We start from the raw sequence: 16,387 nt of genomic DNA on the forward strand, positions 1-16,387 counted from the left end.
TGACCATCGCCCTGATGGCGTCAGGGCTTAGAATTCGCGCTTCCCTTGCTCTGGGCGAGGGGGCGCCAACCAGATCATAGGATCCGAATGTCGCAGCAAACCACCATCCGCAAGCTCGCCGAACTGGTCAATACCCCAGTCGATAAACTGATCGAACAGCTGGCCGAGGCCGGCATGAAGTTCAGTGGCCCCGACCAGGAAGTGTCCAGTACCGAGAAAATGAAGCTGCTCGGCTTCCTGCGTCGCACCCACGGCAAGACCGAGGGTGGCGGCGAAGAGAGCGAGGCTTCCAAGAAGATCACCCTGGCCCGCCGCAAGGTGCAGGAAGTGACCGTCAAGACCGGCCGCAGCAATGCGACCGTGGCCGTGGAAGTGCGCCAGAAGCGCACCTACGTCAAGCCGACCGAAGCCCAGGCCAACGAGGCCCGTCGTGCCGGCGCCGCCGCCGGTGGCGACGAGCGCGCCGAGATCCTGCGCAAGCTGGAAGAATCGCGCCAGCGCAACCTGGCCGAGCAGGCGCGCCTGGCCGAGATGGACCGCGCCCGCAACGAGGAAAACGAGCGCAAGCGCCAGGCCGAGGCCGCCGTGCGCGCCCAGGCCGAGGCCGAAGCCCGCGCCGCCGTCGAGGACGCCGAACAAGCCGCTGCCCCCGTGCGCACGCCGATCGACGAGAGCGTCGGGCCTGCGCCGGGCACCTCGATCCGGGTCCCGGCCAAGGCCGGTGCCGCCCATCCGCCGCGCACCGCGCCGGCGCCGGCGCGCAAGGAACCCGACCGCGCCACCACTGCGGCCAAGCACAAGACCCGTGGTTCGCACGCGATGGTCGCCGGGGTCGAGGACGACGAGAGCACCCAGCGCTTTGCCGGCCAGCTGCACCTGTCGGCCGCCGATCGCGCCCGTCGCGGGGCCGCCCGCGGCAAGCCCAAGCCGCGTCGCCAGCTGGAACAGAGCCGCGGCGGCTCGGGCAGCCACCAGTTCGAACGTCCGACCGCACCGGTGGTGCGGGAAGTGGCGATCGGCGAAGCCATCACCGTCGGCGACCTGGCCCAGAAGCTGGCGCTCAAGGGTGGCGATGTGGTCAAGGCGCTGTTCAAGATGGGCGTGATGGCCACCATCACCCAGACCATCGACCATGACACCGCAGCGCTGATCACCGAAGAGCTCGGCCACAAGGTCGTGCGCGCGGACAGCGAGGACGCCGAGGACGCGCTGCTGGCCCATGTCGAGGACGTCCAGGGCAAGACCGCGCCGCGTCCGCCGGTGGTCACCATCATGGGTCATGTCGACCACGGCAAGACCTCGCTGCTGGACTACATCCGGCGCACCAAGGTCGCCAGCGGCGAAGCCGGCGGCATCACCCAGCACATCGGTGCCTACCACGTCCAAACCGACAAGGGCGTCATCAGCTTCCTGGATACCCCGGGCCACGCGGCGTTCACCGCCATGCGCGCCCGTGGCGCCAAGCTGACCGACATCGTGGTGCTGGTGGTGGCGGCCGATGACGGGGTCATGCCGCAGACCATCGAGTCGGTGCAGCAGGCCAAGGCCGCCGGCGTACCGCTGATCGTGGCGATCAACAAGATCGACAAGTCCGGCGCCGATCCGCTGCGGGTAAAAAACGAGCTGTTGGCCCATGACGTGGTCGCCGAAGAGTTCGGTGGCGACACCCAGTTCATCGAAGTCTCGGCCAAGACCGGCCAGGGCATCGACACCCTGCTCGATGCCATCAGCCTGCAGGCCGAGGTGCTCGAGCTCAAGGCCGCACCGGAAGGCCGCGCCAGCGGGACGGTCATCGAGTCCTCGCTGGACAAGGGCCGCGGCCCGGTGGCCACGGTGCTGGTCCAGCAGGGTTTGCTCAAGCGCGGCGACTACCTGGTGTGCGGCGTGCAGTACGGCCGCGTGCGCGCGCTGTTCGACGAAACCGGTGGCCAGCCGGCCTCGGCCGGTCCCTCCATCCCGGTGCAGGTCCTGGGCCTGTCCGGCGTGCCCGATGCCGGTGATGACTTCGTGGTGGTCGAGGACGAGCGCCTGGCCAAGGACGTGGCCCAGCAGCGCGATGCCAAGCGTCGCGAGTCGCGCCTGGTCGCCTCGGCCGGCAGCCGCATGGAAGACATCATGGCCCAGCTGGGCAAGGGCGAGGGCCAGCTCAGCCTGAACCTGATCATCAAGGCCGATGTCCAGGGTTCGGTCGAAGCACTGCGCCACGCGCTGGTTGCGCTGTCCAACGAGGACATCCGGATCAACATCATCAGCTCCGGCGTGGGCGGCATCACCGAGTCGGACGCCAATTCGGCGGTCGCCTCCAAGGCCACCATCATCGGCTTCAACGTGCGTGCCGACGCCTCGGCCCGCCGCATCGTCGAGGCCAATGGCGTGGACATGCGCTACTTCTCGATCATCTATGACGTGATCGACCAGGTGAAGCAGGTCGCTTCGGGCCTGCTGGGCGTGGAAATCCGCGAGGAGATCATCGGTGTCGCCCAGGTCCGCGACGTGTTCCGCAGCTCCAAGTTCGGCGCGGTGGCCGGCTGCATGGTCATCGAAGGCACAGTCAAGCGGTCCAAGCCGATCCGCGTGCTGCGCGACAATACGGTCGTGTTCGAGGGCGAGCTGGAATCGCTGCGCCGCTTCAAGGAAAACGTCGACGAGGTGCGCAACGGCATGGAGTGCGGCATCGGCGTGAAGGCCTACAACGACGTCAAGGTCGGCGACCAGATCGAGTGCTTCGAGCGCATCGAGGTCCAGCGCACGCTGTAAGAGCCGGGACTCGGGTTTCGGAACCCGGGACTCGGGAAAAGCAAGGCGCCAACCCTGCTCTCCCGGCTCCCCGGTCCCGAGCCCACGGCCCCGGCATTGCTGCAGCTGCTTCTGACTTCCCGAGTCCAGGAACCCGAGTCCCGAGTCCGCAAGTCCCGCGAATCAGAGAGGTTCCCGACCATGCCCACCAAATCCTTCCACCGCAGCGATCGCGTCTCGGCCCAGCTCCGCCGCGAGCTGGGCACGATCGTGCATGACACCGTGCGCGAGCACGGCCTGCCGTCGGTCAGCGTGTCCGACGTTGAAGTGACCCGCGACCTGGCCCACGCCAAGGTGTTCGTCACCGCGCTGATGCCCGAACGCTCGCGCGAGGCGCTCAAGGCACTGAAGGAACTGGCGCCGCAGATCCGCTACGCCCTGGGCCGCGCGGTGAAGATGCGCCACGTGCCCGAACTGCATTTCCACTACGACGATTCGGTGGACAAGGGCGAGCGCATCGAAACGCTGCTGCGCGAAAACCCGCTGCCGCCGCTGCAACCCGAGCCTGACCAGGACTGATGGTGTCGATCGACCCCGCCGCGACCCCGGACGACGGTGCCGGACGTGGCGGTCCGGCGCCGGCCAGCAGCCGCCGGCGTCCGCAGCGTGCGCGCACCAGGTTCGGTCGCGTCGACGGCATCCTGCTGCTCGACAAGCCTGCCGGCATGAGTTCCAACCAGGCCCTGCAGCGGGTGCGGCACCTGTTCTGCGCCGAGAAGGGCGGCCACACCGGCGCACTGGATCCGCTGGCCACCGGGCTGCTGCCGATCTGCTTCGGCGAAGCGACCAAGATCGCCGGCAACCTGCTCGGCGCCAGCAAGGCCTACGACACCGTGGCCCGCCTGGGCCAGGTCACCGATACCGATGATGCCCAGGGCCAGGTGCTGTGCGAACGCAACGTCCAGGCCTATCCGATCGACCGGATCGACGCGGCCCTGCGTTCGCTGACCGGCCGTATCCAGCAGCGCCCGCCGATCTATTCGGCACTCAAGCGCGGGGGCGAGCCGCTGTATGCCAAGGCCCGTCGCGGTGAAGTGGTGGAGGTCCAGGCACGCGAGGTGTTCGTGCGCACCTTCGAGCTGCAGGCCGCCGACGACCTGCTCGACGACGGCCGTCCGCTGCTGCGCCTGCACGTGGAATGCGGCTCGGGCACCTACGTGCGCAGCCTGGTCCGCGACCTGGGTGAGGCGCTGGGGTGTGGCGCGCACGTGGCGCAGCTGCGCCGGCTGTGGGTCGATCCGTTCCGCGAGCCGCGCATGTGGACCATCGAGCAGCTCCAGGCCCTGGCCGAACGCGACCCACGCGCCCTGCAGGCCTGTCTGCTGCCGGTGGAGGCGGGCCTGGTCGGCCTGCCGCGGATCGACCTGACCGTCGAGGCCGCCGCCCGCTTCGGTCAGGGCCAGCGCCTGAACAAGGTGCCCGGGCCGGCCGGCCTAGTGGCGGTGTTTTCCGAAACCGGCGCGGTGGTGGGACTGGCCCAGCTGTCCAGGGACGGGGTGCTTTCGCCCCAGCGGCTGTTCAACTGGCCGACCGGCGGCGGCCTGTCGCCGGACTGAAACCTTGTGCCGCAAGGTGGCCCCGCCTACAATGCTGCGGCCTTTTCAGGCGCCTGGCCCACGGGCCATTTCCTCAATCGCAAGCGGCGGACCAGGCGGTGCGCGCGGTGGACAGTCCGCGTTCCTGCAGGTCGCGCATCACAAGAGAGCCACCACCATGTCCATCGACACCCAGAAGATCATCGAAGAGAACAAGCGCGCCGCCAACGATACCGGTTCGCCGGAAGTCCAGGTCGCGCTGCTGACCGCCCGCATCGAGCAGCTCTCCGGCCACTTCAAGACCCACAAGAAGGACCACCACAGCCGCCGCGGCCTGCTGCAGCTGGTCAACCAGCGCCGCAGCCTGCTGGATTACCTGCACCGCAAGGACGCCCCGCGCTACAAGGCCCTGATCGAGAAACTGGGTCTGCGCCGCTAAAACCAGAATGACCGACCGCGGCGCAGTGATGCGCCGCGGTTCATTTTTTCCGGCGATCGGAAAAAATCGCACTGCAACAACGGCCGCATACGCCGGCCACCCGCGCGCGACAAGGGTCGCAACCGGGTCAACCAGTTCGAGACACTTAGGAAAACCCACGTGGCAAAAATCACAAAGACCTTCCAGTACGGCAAGCACCAGGTCACCCTGGAAACCGGCGAAATCGCACGCCAGGCCGGCGGCGCGGTCATCGTCAAGTTCGATGACACCGTACTGCTGGTTTCGGCCGTGGCCGCAAAGAAGGCCCGCGAAGGCCAGGACTTCTTCCCGCTGACGGTCGATTACCAGGAAAGGTTCTATGCCGGTGGCCGCATTCCCGGTGGTTTCTTCAAGCGCGAAGGCCGCGCCACGGAGAAGGAGACGCTGATCTCGCGCCTGATCGACCGACCGCTGCGTCCGCTGTTCCCGGAAGAATTCCGCAACGAGGTCCAGGTCATCGCCACGGTGATGTCGCTGAACCCGGACATCGACGGCGACATCCCGGCCCTGATCGGGGCCTCGGCCGCCGTGGCCCTGACCGGCGCGCCGTTCAGCGGACCGATCGGCGCGGCCAAGGTCGGCTACATCAACGGTCAGTACGTGCTCAACCCGACCGTGTCCGAGCTGAAGGAGTCCAGGCTCGAGCTGGTCGTGGCCGGCACGTCCGGCGCCGTGCTGATGGTCGAATCCGAAGCGGCCGAGCTGTCCGAAGAGGTGATGCTGGGCGCGGTGATGTTTGGCCATCGCGAGATGCAGAAGGTCATCCACGTCATCAACGAGCTGGTCGTCGAAGCCGGCACCCAGTCCTGGAACTGGACCGCCCCGGCCAGGAACCAGGCCCTGGTCTCGGCGCTGAAGGAAGCCGTCGGCGACCAGCTGGCCGAAGCCTTCCAGGTGCGCGACAAGCTGCAGCGCCGCGACGCCATCGCCGCGATCAAGTCCGACGTGCTGGAGTCGCTGGCCGGCCGCGTGCAGGCCGATGGCTGGAGCACCGCCGAGCTGTCCAAGGAATTTTCCGAGCTGGAATACCAGACCCTGCGCGGCGCGGTGCTGAGCACCAAGGTCCGCATCGACGGGCGCGCGCTGGACACGGTCCGTCCGATCAGCGCCAAGGTCAGCGTGCTGCCGCGCACCCACGGCTCGGCCCTGTTCACCCGCGGCGAGACCCAGGCCATCGTGGTCACCACCCTGGGCACTGCGCGCGACGGCCAGGTGATTGATGCGGTCTCGGGCGAGTACAAGGACAACTTCCTGTTCCATTACAACTTCCCCCCGTACTCGGTGGGCGAGGCCGGCCGCATGATGGGCCCCAAGCGTCGCGAGATCGGCCACGGCCGTCTGGCCAAGCGTGGCGTGCTGGCGGTCATGCCGACGATGGAGGAGTTCCCCTACACCATCCGGGTGGTCTCGGAAATCACCGAGTCCAATGGCTCCTCCTCGATGGCCTCGGTGTGCGGCAGCTCGTTGTCGCTGATGGACGCCGGCGTGCCGATCAAGGCGCCGGTGGCCGGCATCGCCATGGGCCTGGTCAAGGAAGGCGACGACTTCGTGGTGCTCTCGGACATCCTCGGTGACGAGGATCACCTGGGCGACATGGACTTCAAGGTCGCCGGCACTTCCAACGGCGTGTCGGCGCTGCAGATGGACATCAAGATCGAAGGCATCACCGAGGAAATCATGAAGCAGGCCCTGGCCCAGGCCAAGGCCGGTCGACTGCATATCCTGGGCGAGATGGCCCACGCGCTGACCACGCCGCGCCAGGAGCTGAGCGAGTTCGCGCCACGCCTGATCACCATCAGGATCCACCCCGACAAGATCCGCGAGGTGATCGGCAAGGGCGGCGCGGTGATCCAGGCCATCACCAAGGAAACCGGCACCCAGATCGATATCCAGGACGATGGCACCATCACCATCGCATCGGTGAACGGCGCCGCCGGCCAGGCCGCCAAGGCCCGCATCGAGCAGATCACCTCGGACATCGAGCCGGGCCGCATCTACGAGGGCAAGGTCGCCAAGCTGATGGACTTCGGTGCGTTCGTCACCATCGCGCCGGGCAAGGATGGTCTGGTCCATGTCTCGCAGATTTCCGTCGAGCGCGTGGAAAAGGTCTCCGACAAGCTCAAGGAAGGCGACCTGATCCGGGTCAAGGTGCTGGAAGTGGACAAGCAGGGCCGCATCCGCCTGTCCATGAAGGCGGTGGAAGACGGTGAGGGCATGCCGGTCGAGTAACGGTCCGCGCAATGGCTGCAATCGAAAAAGGCGGGCCAGTGGCCCGCCTTTCGCGTCTGCGCAAGTAAAAAACAGCGCCTTCAGGCAGGCGGACGCGCTGCGGCGTGGGCCTCCTACAATGGTCGATCCTTCACTGCCGTGGCGCTCTCCATGCCTTATACTCCCATCGTTGCCACGCTCGGCTACGTGCTGTCAGCCGACGGCAAGCAGGTGCTGATGATCCATCGCAACGCGCGGCCCAATGACATCCACCTGGGCAAGTACAACGGGCTGGGTGGCAAGCTCGAGCCGGACGAGGACGTGCTGGCCTGCATGCGCCGCGAGATCGGCGAGGAAGCCGGCATCGAATGTCAGGCACTGAGCCTGCGCGGCACGATCAGCTGGCCGGGCTTCGGCAAGCACGGCGAGGACTGGCTGGCGTTCGTGTTCGTGGTCAGCGCCTGGACCGGCACCCCGCTGGCCGAAAATCCGGAAGGCACGCTGGAGTGGGTGGACCTGGACCGGCTGCTGGAGCTGCCGCTGTGGGAGGGCGACCAGCATTTCCTGCCGCTGGTGTTCGATGGTGACCCGCGCAGCTTCCACGCGGTGATGCCGTACAAGGATGGCCGCATGGTCTCGTGGAACGTCTCGCGCGCCTGAGCCTGCGTGGGGCGGCTTCATCCACAGATGATGTGGATCACCTTCGGGACAAGGATGTGGATAACTTCGGTGTGCGCCTGCAGCGCGACGTCCCGGCCGGGATGGCGAAAAAATGACCCGTGCGTAGCGGTGTATCCACAGGGGCTGTGGATGACTTCCGGGCAAGGATGTGGACAACCGCCGGAGCGCGTTGCGCGGCAGGCGTGTCAAGTGGTTTGGCGAAAAAATGACCAGCCCTGTTGAAGGATTTCGACGCGCCTTGCTGAAAACCGGTGGCGGGGTGACTGCCGGCCAGGGGCGCTTGCCCGGATGGACCGCGCCGGCCGCGTCCGGTGCCGGTGCTGGCCGCAGGATCCGCACCGCGTGGCCTTGATTGCCAGGCGACACCGGCCTTGTCAGGCTGTGGCTTCTCTTCTCTTCGCTTACCGGTCAGGCCCATGCCACGACAACGCCATTTTTCGATGCTGCGCGATTTCCAGCTGGCCGACTGGTTCACCCTGGGCAACGCGTTCTGCGGCAGTGGTGCGGTGTTCGCCTCGCTGCACTACATGCAGCAGGGTCGGGTCGGCGTGCTGCTGATGGGCATGGCGCTGATCCCGCTGGCCTTCATCTTCGATGCGCTCGATGGCCGGGTGGCGCGCTGGCGCAATTCGGCTTCCACCCTGGGGCGCGAGCTGGATTCGCTGGCCGACGTGATCTCCTTCGGCGTCGCACCGGCCGCGCTGGCCTATGCCTGCGGCCTGCAGGGCGGCTGGGACTGGCTGGTGCTGAGCTACTTCATCTGCTGCGGGGTGAGCCGCCTGGCGCGCTACAACGTCACCGCCGAGGCGCTGTCCGCTGACCAGGGCAAGGTGAAATATTTCGAGGGCACCCCCATCCCGACCAGTCTGACGCTGGTGGTGGTCCTGGCCGTCGCCGCGGCCATGGGCGACATCGGGGCGGACATCTGGTGGGGTCAGTGGCAGCTGGGGCCGTGGCAGTTCCATCCGCTGGTGCTGCTGTTTGCGCTGTCCGGCTCGCTGATGATCAGCAAGACGCTGCATGTTCCCAAGCCCTGACGCTTGGCCGAACGCGCAGGTTGCTATGATCTGGACTGGCGTCGGGAGTGCGGTGATGGCGGGTGCGCAGTCGGGGTGGGATGAGCGGGCCGAGGCCCTGGGTCGCACGGCCTGGGAGGCCTGGGGCCAAGCACTGCGCAAGGCCGCGGCGGTGCCGCTTGAGATCGCCGCGCCGGCTTGGCAGCAGGTGCCGGGCGGCTGGCCGGGCTGGACCCCGCCGCAGGGCGTGAACGATGGCGATGTGATGGAGCGATCCGAAGGCATCGCCCGTCACTGGTTTGGCCGCATGCAGCACGTTGCCGCGCAGTTCGCCGACCGCGACAATACCCCCGAGGAAATCGTGGCCGCCTGGCGCAAGGCCCTGGGGGCGACCGAGGCCAGGCCGTATCCGGACCTGTTCAGCAGCCTGTTCGGACCCGGCGCGTTCGGCCTGGAAGGGCTGGGCGAACAGTGGATGCCGTGGCTGGAGGCGCTGCGCGGTCCGCTGGACGAATGGGCCGCGATGCCCGCCTTCGGCCCCGCGCGCGAACATCAGCAGCGCTGGAAGGCGCTGGTGCAGACCCAGCAGGCGCTGCGCGAGGCCGCCGAAAGCTGCCAGCGCCTGCTGGAAGAGGCCTCGCGTCAGGCGTATGTCCTGTTCGAACAGAAGCTGGGCAAGCGCGCCGAATCAGCCGCGCCGCTGGACAGCGCCCGCGCGTTGTTCGACGAGTGGATCGACGCGGCCGAGGACGCCTACGAGAAGATGGCCCTGTCCCCCGAATTCAGCCAGGTCTACGCGGCCCTGGCCAACGCCCAGATGCGCATGCGCGCAGGCATGCAGCGCGAGGTCGAACAGGTCGGCGACATGCTGGGCCTGCCCTCGCGTTCCGAAGTCGATGCCGCGCACCGCAAGATCCAGGAGCTCGAACGTGCGCTGCGTGGGCTGATGCGCGCCTCCGGGCTGGCTGCGGCGCCGACCGAGCCAGCCACGCCAGGCGCATCCGCTGGGTCATCTGCAGCGCGGCCGAAGTCCAGGCGGTCGGCCGATGCCGGGCCCCTGTCCGCTGCACGCAAGTCCAGTTCCAAGGCGGCAGGGCGCAAGACCCAGGCCAAGGCCGCGCCTGACCCGGCGCCCAAGCGCCCGGCACGCAAGGCCAGCGCCGGCAAGGCTGCCAAGTCCACTGCCAAGGCGGTCGCCGCCGCCAGCAGGCGCGGCACGGGCAAGGCGCCGGCCACCACGCGCACTCGCACCAAGTCGCGCCCATGAGCAGCCCGCTGAAGGTCACCGCCGAGGCCCTGGCGGCCGAAGCCGCTTCGCTGCGGCACAAGCTGGGCGCCGGCCTGCGTACCCTGCCGGAAGTGGGCGACGTGCATTACGGGGTGACTGCGCGCCAGGAAGTCTGGCGCGATGGCAAGGTGGTGCTGTATCGCTTCATCGGCCAGCAGGCGCCCACCGCCAGGGTGCCGCTGCTGATCACCTACGCGCTGGTCAACCGGCCCTACATGGTGGACCTGCAGGAGGACCGCTCGCTGGTGAAGGGCCTGCTGGCCCAGGGCCAGGACGTGTACCTGATCGACTGGGGCTACCCGGATCGTTCGGACCGGTTCCTGCTGCTGGACGACTACATCAATCGGTTCATCGACGGCGCGATCGACTACCTGCGCCAGGCCAGCGGCCAGCGCGCGATCAACGTAGTGGGCATCTGCCAGGGCGGCGCGCTGTCGCTGTGCCATGCCGCGCTGCACCCGCACAAGCTGCGCAACCTGATCACCATGGTTACCCCGGTGGACTTCCACACCCCCGACAACATGCTCTCCAACTGGGCGCGGCTGGTCGATGTGGACCTGCTGGTGGACACCCTGGGCAACATCCCGGCCGACCTGATGAACCTGAGCTACCTGATGCTCAAGCCATTCCGCCTGAACGTGCAGAAGTACGTGGGCCTGCTGGACATCCTGGATGACCGCCGTGCGGTGCAGGACTTTTTGCGCATGGAGAAGTGGATCTTCGATTCGCCCGATCAGGTCGGCGAATCCTTCCGCCAGTTCGTCAAGCAGTTCTACCAGGGCAACGGGTTTGTCCACGGCGGCATCGTCATCGGTGATCACACCATCGATCTGAAGCGGCTCACGATGCCGATCCTGAACATCTACGCCGAGCAGGACCATCTGGTGCCACCGGATGCCTCCAGGGCGCTGCGTGGCTTGGCCGCCAGTGACGACTACAGCGAGCTCGGTTTCCGCGGCGGCCATATCGGCATCTACGTTTCCAGCCGCGCCCAGCGCGAAGTCCCCGCCGCCATCGCCGGCTGGCTGGCCGAACGTTGAAGCGCACCCACTGCCACTGTCGGACGCGTGCCGAGGGTGGTGTTGATCGTGTCATGGCCTGGGCCCTGCACCCGGGCATCGGGCTCTGCCTGCCGCCGTGGTTGCTGATTCCCGACCCGGCTTGAAGCGGCCGCGCATGCCGGCCTGGTTGCGCGCGCTGGCCTGGGGTGCCGGCGCGCTGTGGACTGCACCGAATACGGCGATCGGCTTGTTGATCGGCTCGCTCGGGATGCTGCGCGGCGCACGCGTGCACCTCAGTCGAAGCGAACATGCGCTGGTGTTTTCGCGCTGGCCGTGGGGGCCGGGCGGGGCGATCACCTTCGGCAACAGCATCGTCCATACCGGCGATTCGCTCGACCAGCGTTGCCCCACCTATGCGCACCGGGCCGGGCGCTGCGTGGAGCCGGCCGTGCGCCTGGGCGATCACGAACGTGCCCACGTGCTGCAATACATGGCACTGGGGCCGCTGTTCCTGCCGTTGTACTTGCTGTGCGGCGGGATCAGCGTGCGCAACCGGTTCGAACGCGCCGCCGACCGCTATGCGCTGACCGGGCGCGGCTGGTGGCCGGCGCAGTTGCGCGACTGACGTCGCCTGGCTGCAGGTCAGGCGCTGGAACCAGACGCGCGTGCAATGGGTGTGGTGGGTTCTGGATCAGGGCGCACGCCGGGCGGCCCTGGCCGAATATGCGCAGATCTGGCAACGCCGCCGGCCAATCTCTTGGGATATCGGCTGGGTCCACCGTCCGTTGCATGTCGGCCCATGCAGGCCGCGTGCAGGCGCTCAGCGCGGCAGCGCGCCGTGCAGGAACTGTTCGACCGCACCGTCGATGAAGGCCAGCACCTGGTCGGTTTCGGGGTTGGGCATGTAGCCGCACGCGGTGCGGATGGTCAGGTCGCCGAACAGCATCATGAAGAACTGGCTTGCCGCCAGCTCCGGTGTGCTGTGCAGGACCAGCGCGCCGCTGGCGACCTGTTGCTGGAAATAGCCGGCCAGGCGGTTGCGGATGGTGGTGACCGCGTTGTCGAAGTACCAGTCGCGCAGCGCCGGGAAATCGCGGCCTTCGCCGATCACGATGCGGTTGACCAGGTAGGCATCAGGTGTGGTCAGGCTTTCGGTGATCGAGCGGGCGGCCTTGCGCAGCGCCTGCGGCGGCGGCAGGCCTTTCAGCTCCATGGCGTCCAGCTGCCGGGTCATGTCCTGCAGGCGGCGCTCGACGATGGCGAAGGCCAGGCCTTCCTTGTCGCCGAAGGCGCGATACAGCGTGGCCAGCGAACCCCCGGCGCGCGCCACGATCTCGCTCAGGCGCGCGTGCTGGTAGCCCTTTTCGGCGAACACCTCAGTGGCCGCATCCAGAAATTTCTCCACGCGCCGCTCGCCGCGGCGGCATAGCCCGACCTTGCGCGCGGCGCGCGCCAGCGGGACCGGGGTTGGGGTTGCGGAGGCAGACATGGGCAGGCGATCCGGGGAGCGGCGACGCTGGCCAATCTAGCAAGAACGGTGCGCCCACGATGTTGCGCCGCAATAGCCGGGACGGCGGACCGCGCGGGCAAGGCCGGCCGGGGCGTGGGCGCCCTGCTTGTGCGTGACGCGAGGCGCCGCCGGCAAGCGCACCAGCGCCATCGCGGAAGGGGGCGGCGCCAGCGGCCGCGCCGATCACCGGGCGCGGGTTGCCGCCCGGCGCGGTGGCGGCCCTCAGAGGCTGAGAAAAATTCGACCGCCGTAGCGAGAGCGCCGCCGGCACGGGCGTTTGGCGACGGTCGCAGTAGGCGGGCGATTTTTCTCAGCCTCTCAGTCCGGGGTCGTTTCCACCCGCACGCCGAGCTGGCCGTCGGCCAGGCGCGCGTTCAGACGGTCACCGACCTTCACCTGGGTGGTCGAACGCACCAGTGTGCCGTCGGCCGTGGTGATCAGCGCATAGCCGCGGGCGACGGTCGCCAGCGGGCTGATCGCTTCCAGCGAACGCACCAGGCCGCGCAGGCGCAGGCTGTCGCGTTGCAGCTGGCGGGCGATGGCCGCCTGCGGACGCGGCTGCAGGGCGGCCAGGCGTTCGGCCAGGGCCGCCAGGCGGCGCTGTGGCGAATGCGCGCGCAGTGCGCTCAGCGCGTGGCGCAGGCGCGCGCGGCGGCGATCCAGCTGCGCCTGCCACTGCGCCTGCAGGTGGCGCAGTGCATCGGCATGGCGGCGACGCATCAGCTGCAGCCGCGCCTGCGGGCTTTGTGCCTGCAGGCGCAGACAGGCGCGGTCCACGCGCTGCTGCACCCGGTCCATGCGGTGCGCGTGCAGGCTGTGCAGGCGCCGGCCCAGCCCGCGCACGCGCATGTCCAGATCGGGCTGGGACGGCACCAGCAGCTCGGCCGCGGCCGAGGGCGTCGGCGCGCGCAGGTCGGCGGCGAAATCGCACAGGGTGAAGTCGGTTTCGTGGCCCACCGCGCACACCACCGGCACCGCGCAGGCGGCCACTGCGCGGACCAGCGCCTCGTCGTTGAAGGCCCACAGGTCCTCGATGGAGCCACCGCCGCGGGTCACCAGCACCACCTCGTAACGGCCGCTGTCACCGGCAGCGCGCACCAGTGCAGCGATCTGCGCCGCGGCGGTGGCGCCCTGCACCTGGGTCGGCAGCACCTCGACTTCCAGCAGCGGAAAGCGCCGGCCCAGCACGCTGATCACATCGCGCACCGCCGCCCCGCTGGGCGAGGTGATCAGCGCCAGCCGCCGCGGGTATGCGGGCAAGGGCCGCTTGCGTTCGCTGGCGAACAGGCCTTCGCCCGCCAGCCGCGCCCGGAGCTGCTCGAATGCGCGACGCAGCGCGCCTTCGCCGGCCTCTTCCATGTGGTCCAGCACCAGCTGGTACTCGCCGCGCGCCTCGTACAGGGTCACCCGGCCGCGGGCGAGCACGCGCAGGCCCTCGCGCGGGACGAACTTCAGCCAGCTGCTCTTGGGCTTGAACATCGCGCAGCGCACCTGGGCGCGGGCGTCCTTGAGGGTGAAATACAGGTGCCCGGACGCAGGGCGGGTGACGTTGCCCAGTTCGGCCTCGATCCAGATCGCCGGGAAGCTGCCTTCCAGCAGGTCGCGGGCCAGGATGTTGAGCTGGGAGGGGGTGAGGATGTCGCGGGCGGGCAGGTCGTTCATCTGCGCACCAGTGTACCGAGGCCGGTCAGCTCGCCAGTGGCCTGCCGGCTGCCGGTCGCCTCGCGGTCACCGGCGCTCCGCTAAAATGGCAGGCATGAACGCCATTCCCGCCCCGCTTGCGACCCCAGAACCCACGCCCGTGGCCGCCGCCGGCCAGCCCCGGCGCATCACCCATCCGGTGCAGGTGGGCAAGGTGCAGCTCGGCGGTGGCGCCCCGGTGGTGGTGCAGTCGATGACCAACACCGACACCGCCGACGTTGCCGGCACGGTCAGGCAGGTTGCCGAGCTGTGGCGCGCCGGTTCGGAGCTGGTCCGGGTCACGGTCAACAACCCCGAGTCGGCTGCCGCGGTGCCGCGCATCGTCGACAAGCTGGCGATGATGGGCATCGAGGTGCCGATCATCGGCGACTTCCACTACAACGGGCACCAGCTGCTGGCCAATGAGCCGGCCTGTGCCCAGGCGCTGGCCAAGTACCGCATCAATCCGGGCAACGTCGGTTTCGGCAAGAAGCGCGACACCCAGTTCGCCCAGCTGATCGAGCTGGCCATCCAGTACGACAAGCCGGTGCGCATCGGCGCCAACTGGGGCTCGCTGGACCAGTCGCTGGCCGCGCAGCTGATGGACGAGAACGCCCGGCGCGCCACCCCGTGGGACGCCACCGCGGTGCTGCGCGAGGCGCTGATCCGTTCGGCCCTGGATTCGGCCCATCGCGCGGTGGAGATCGGCCTGCCGGCCGAGCGCATCGTGCTGTCGGCCAAGGTCTCCGGCGTGCAGGAGCTGATCGCGGTGTACCGCGACCTGGCCCGCCGCAGCCCCTTCGCCCTGCACCTGGGCCTGACCGAAGCCGGCATCGGCTCCAAGGGCATCGTCGCCTCGTGCGCGGCGCTGGCGGTGCTGCTGCAGGAGGGCATCGGCGACACCATCCGCATCTCGCTCACCCCCGAGCCGGGCGCCTCGCGCACCCAGGAAGTCATCGTCGCCCAGGAGCTGCTGCAGACCACCGGCCTGCGCGCGTTCACGCCGATGGTCACCGCCTGCCCGGGCTGCGGGCGCACGACCAGCGAGTTCTTCCAGGAACTGGCCAAGGTCGTGCAGGAACACGTGCGCGGCAAGATGCCCGAGTGGAAGATCACCCGTCCCGGCGCCGAGCACATGACCCTGGCGGTGATGGGCTGCGTGGTCAATGGCCCGGGCGAATCGCGCCACGCCAACATCGGCATTTCGCTGCCGGGCACCGGCGAAGCGCCTTCGGCGCCGGTGTTCGTCGATGGCGAAAAAACCGTCACCCTGCGCGGCGAGAACATCGCCCAGGCATTCGTCGCACTGATCGACGAATACGTCGACGCGCATTATTCGCGCAGTGCCGCCTGAGCCGGGGGTCGGCGGCGCCGGTGTCGTCGGCCGCGTGCTGCGGCGGATCGGCTGGCGCACGGGCCTGTTGTTCGTGGCGATCCTGCTGCCCCTGTGGGGCTTTGCCGAACTGGGCGAGGAGGTCCATGAAGCGGAAAGCTTTGTCTTCGACCAGCCGCTGCTGTTGCGCGCCAGGGCTGCCTCGGGTCCGTGGCTGGACCAGGCCTTCCTGGCCATCAGCTGGGCCGGCTACCAGGGCGTGATCATCGCCGATGTGCTGTTGATCGTGGCCCTGCTGGCGCTGCGACGCTGGCGCGAGGCAACCTTTGCCGGCGTGGCGGTGATCGGCTCGGCGCTGTTGAACGTGGGCACCAAGCAGCTGTTCGGACGTGCCCGTCCGAGCCTGTGGCCGTCGATCTCGCCGCAGGACAGCTTCAGTTTTCCCAGTGCCCATGCGATGGGCTCGATGACCCTGGTGATGGTGCTGGTGCTGCTGGCCTGGGGCACGCGCTGGCGCTGGCCGGTGCTGGTGCCGGCGGTGCTGTTCGGCCTGTCGGTGGGCGTCTCGCGCATCTACCTGGGCGTGCACTATCCCTCGGACGTGCTGGGCGGCTGGGCCGCGGCGATGGCCTGGACGATGGGGGTCTATGCGGCGGTGTTCTCCGGCCTGCGCCGGCCGTGGAGGACGCCGCAAGCGGGCGCGCCGCGCTGACCCGGCCGGGACGGGCTGCTCCCTTGGGTGGTGGCCTTACGCGCCCGGCTGCGCAGCCTGGCGCCCGGATTTTCGCAACGGTGCGCGTGGCGGGTTGTCGCGTCGCGCTGCAAGTGCGGCTGCACGCGTCCTTCACAGGATCGAGGGGG

14 protein-coding genes are annotated in these 16,387 nt (G+C 68.6%); 12 read left to right on the top strand and 2 right to left on the bottom strand.

Annotated elements, in window-relative coordinates; all coding sequences use genetic code 11:
* Positions 1–87 precede the first annotated feature (87 nt).
* The 10 genes from infB to D9R12_RS00860 all read left to right on the top strand — a co-directional run bounded on the left by infB (position 88) and on the right by D9R12_RS00860 (position 11,628).
* A complete protein-coding gene (gene infB, locus D9R12_RS00815) occupies positions 88–2,757 on the top strand; it encodes a translation initiation factor IF-2 (protein ID WP_170159098.1) in 2,670 nt (889 codons plus the stop codon).
* A 180-nt stretch (positions 2,758–2,937) separates the two neighbouring features.
* Positions 2,938–3,315 (top strand): 30S ribosome-binding factor RbfA, encoded by a 378-nt coding sequence (gene rbfA / locus D9R12_RS00820; RefSeq protein WP_014160932.1) that lies wholly within the window; start codon positions 2,938–2,940, stop codon positions 3,313–3,315.
* On the top strand, positions 3,315–4,352 hold the full coding sequence (gene truB / locus D9R12_RS00825) for a tRNA pseudouridine(55) synthase TruB (RefSeq protein ID WP_014160931.1): 1,038 nt from the start codon (positions 3,315–3,317) through the stop codon (positions 4,350–4,352). The genes rbfA and truB overlap by 1 nt, the downstream gene beginning before the upstream one ends.
* A gap of 157 nt (positions 4,353–4,509) precedes the next feature.
* Positions 4,510–4,770: a 30S ribosomal protein S15 gene (gene rpsO, locus D9R12_RS00830; protein ID WP_014160930.1), complete on the top strand. Its 261-nt coding sequence runs from the start codon at positions 4,510–4,512 to the stop codon at positions 4,768–4,770.
* A gap of 159 nt (positions 4,771–4,929) precedes the next feature.
* Positions 4,930–7,038: a polyribonucleotide nucleotidyltransferase gene (pnp, locus tag D9R12_RS00835; protein ID WP_122227033.1), complete on the top strand. Its 2,109-nt coding sequence runs from the start codon at positions 4,930–4,932 to the stop codon at positions 7,036–7,038.
* 150 nt (positions 7,039–7,188) lie between these two features.
* Positions 7,189–7,677: an NUDIX hydrolase gene (locus D9R12_RS00840; RefSeq protein ID WP_014160928.1), complete on the top strand. Its 489-nt coding sequence runs from the start codon at positions 7,189–7,191 to the stop codon at positions 7,675–7,677.
* 437 nt (positions 7,678–8,114) lie between these two features.
* A complete protein-coding gene (gene pssA, locus D9R12_RS00845) occupies positions 8,115–8,735 on the top strand; it encodes a CDP-diacylglycerol--serine O-phosphatidyltransferase (RefSeq protein WP_043290513.1) in 621 nt (206 codons plus the stop codon).
* Positions 8,736–8,790: 55 nt separating this feature from the next.
* A complete protein-coding gene (locus D9R12_RS00850) occupies positions 8,791–9,981 on the top strand; it encodes a poly(R)-hydroxyalkanoic acid synthase subunit PhaE (RefSeq protein ID WP_170159099.1) in 1,191 nt (396 codons plus the stop codon).
* The gene (locus D9R12_RS00855) at positions 9,978–11,042 is read left to right on the top strand and encodes a class III poly(R)-hydroxyalkanoic acid synthase subunit PhaC (protein ID WP_122227037.1); all 1,065 of its coding nucleotides are present in this window, start codon (positions 9,978–9,980) and stop codon (positions 11,040–11,042) included. The genes D9R12_RS00850 and D9R12_RS00855 overlap by 4 nt, the downstream gene beginning before the upstream one ends.
* Positions 11,043–11,178: 136 nt before the next feature.
* Positions 11,179–11,628 carry a hypothetical protein gene (locus D9R12_RS00860; protein WP_122227039.1) on the top strand — a complete coding sequence of 150 codons (450 nt, stop codon included), beginning with the start codon at positions 11,179–11,181 and terminating at the stop codon, positions 11,626–11,628.
* Positions 11,629–11,823: 195 nt separating this feature from the next.
* Here D9R12_RS00860 and D9R12_RS00865 read toward each other — a convergent pair whose 3' ends face one another.
* Together D9R12_RS00865 and xseA are read right to left on the bottom strand one after the other, a co-directional pair.
* Positions 11,824–12,492 carry a TetR/AcrR family transcriptional regulator gene (locus tag D9R12_RS00865; protein ID WP_122227041.1) on the bottom strand — a complete coding sequence of 223 codons (669 nt, stop codon included), beginning with the start codon at positions 12,490–12,492 and terminating at the stop codon, positions 11,824–11,826.
* A gap of 339 nt (positions 12,493–12,831) precedes the next feature.
* Positions 12,832–14,175: an exodeoxyribonuclease VII large subunit gene (gene xseA, locus D9R12_RS00870; RefSeq protein WP_122227043.1), complete on the bottom strand. Its 1,344-nt coding sequence runs from the start codon at positions 14,173–14,175 to the stop codon at positions 12,832–12,834.
* A 94-nt stretch (positions 14,176–14,269) separates the two neighbouring features.
* On the opposite strand from xseA, the gene ispG reads away from it, so the two are divergent.
* Together ispG and D9R12_RS00880 are read left to right on the top strand one after the other, a co-directional pair.
* Positions 14,270–15,547, top strand: coding sequence for a flavodoxin-dependent (E)-4-hydroxy-3-methylbut-2-enyl-diphosphate synthase (ispG, locus tag D9R12_RS00875; RefSeq protein WP_425479022.1), 1,278 nt, complete (start codon positions 14,270–14,272; stop codon positions 15,545–15,547).
* Positions 15,528–16,238 (top strand): phosphatase PAP2 family protein, encoded by a 711-nt coding sequence (locus tag D9R12_RS00880; protein WP_425479026.1) that lies wholly within the window; start codon positions 15,528–15,530, stop codon positions 16,236–16,238. The genes ispG and D9R12_RS00880 overlap by 20 nt, the downstream gene beginning before the upstream one ends.
* The last annotated feature ends 149 nt before the right edge of the window (positions 16,239–16,387 follow it).

The organism is Pseudoxanthomonas spadix, from assembly GCF_003703395.1.
GTDB lineage: Bacteria > Pseudomonadota > Gammaproteobacteria > Xanthomonadales > Xanthomonadaceae > Pseudoxanthomonas_A > Pseudoxanthomonas_A spadix.

What these genes read in the sequence shown, in the direction of transcription:
- infB (WP_170159098.1), top strand. Translation starts at nt 88, where the DNA reads ATGTCGCAGCAAACCACCATCCGCAAGCTCGCCGAACTGGTCAATACC.
- rbfA (WP_014160932.1), top strand. Translation starts at nt 2,938, where the DNA reads ATGCCCACCAAATCCTTCCACCGCAGCGATCGCGTCTCGGCCCAGCTC.
- truB (WP_014160931.1), top strand. Translation starts at nt 3,315, where the DNA reads ATGGTGTCGATCGACCCCGCCGCGACCCCGGACGACGGTGCCGGACGT.
- rpsO (WP_014160930.1), top strand. Translation starts at nt 4,510, where the DNA reads ATGTCCATCGACACCCAGAAGATCATCGAAGAGAACAAGCGCGCCGCC.
- D9R12_RS00840 (WP_014160928.1), top strand. Translation starts at nt 7,189, where the DNA reads ATGCCTTATACTCCCATCGTTGCCACGCTCGGCTACGTGCTGTCAGCC.
- pssA (WP_043290513.1), top strand. Translation starts at nt 8,115, where the DNA reads ATGCCACGACAACGCCATTTTTCGATGCTGCGCGATTTCCAGCTGGCC.
- D9R12_RS00850 (WP_170159099.1), top strand. Translation starts at nt 8,791, where the DNA reads ATGGCGGGTGCGCAGTCGGGGTGGGATGAGCGGGCCGAGGCCCTGGGT.
- D9R12_RS00855 (WP_122227037.1), top strand. Translation starts at nt 9,978, where the DNA reads ATGAGCAGCCCGCTGAAGGTCACCGCCGAGGCCCTGGCGGCCGAAGCC.
- D9R12_RS00860 (WP_122227039.1), top strand. Translation starts at nt 11,179, where the DNA reads ATGCCGGCCTGGTTGCGCGCGCTGGCCTGGGGTGCCGGCGCGCTGTGG.
- D9R12_RS00865 (WP_122227041.1), bottom strand. Translation starts at nt 12,492, where the DNA reads ATGTCTGCCTCCGCAACCCCAACCCCGGTCCCGCTGGCGCGCGCCGCG.
- xseA (WP_122227043.1), bottom strand. Translation starts at nt 14,175, where the DNA reads ATGAACGACCTGCCCGCCCGCGACATCCTCACCCCCTCCCAGCTCAAC.
- ispG (WP_425479022.1), top strand. Translation starts at nt 14,270, where the DNA reads ATGAACGCCATTCCCGCCCCGCTTGCGACCCCAGAACCCACGCCCGTG.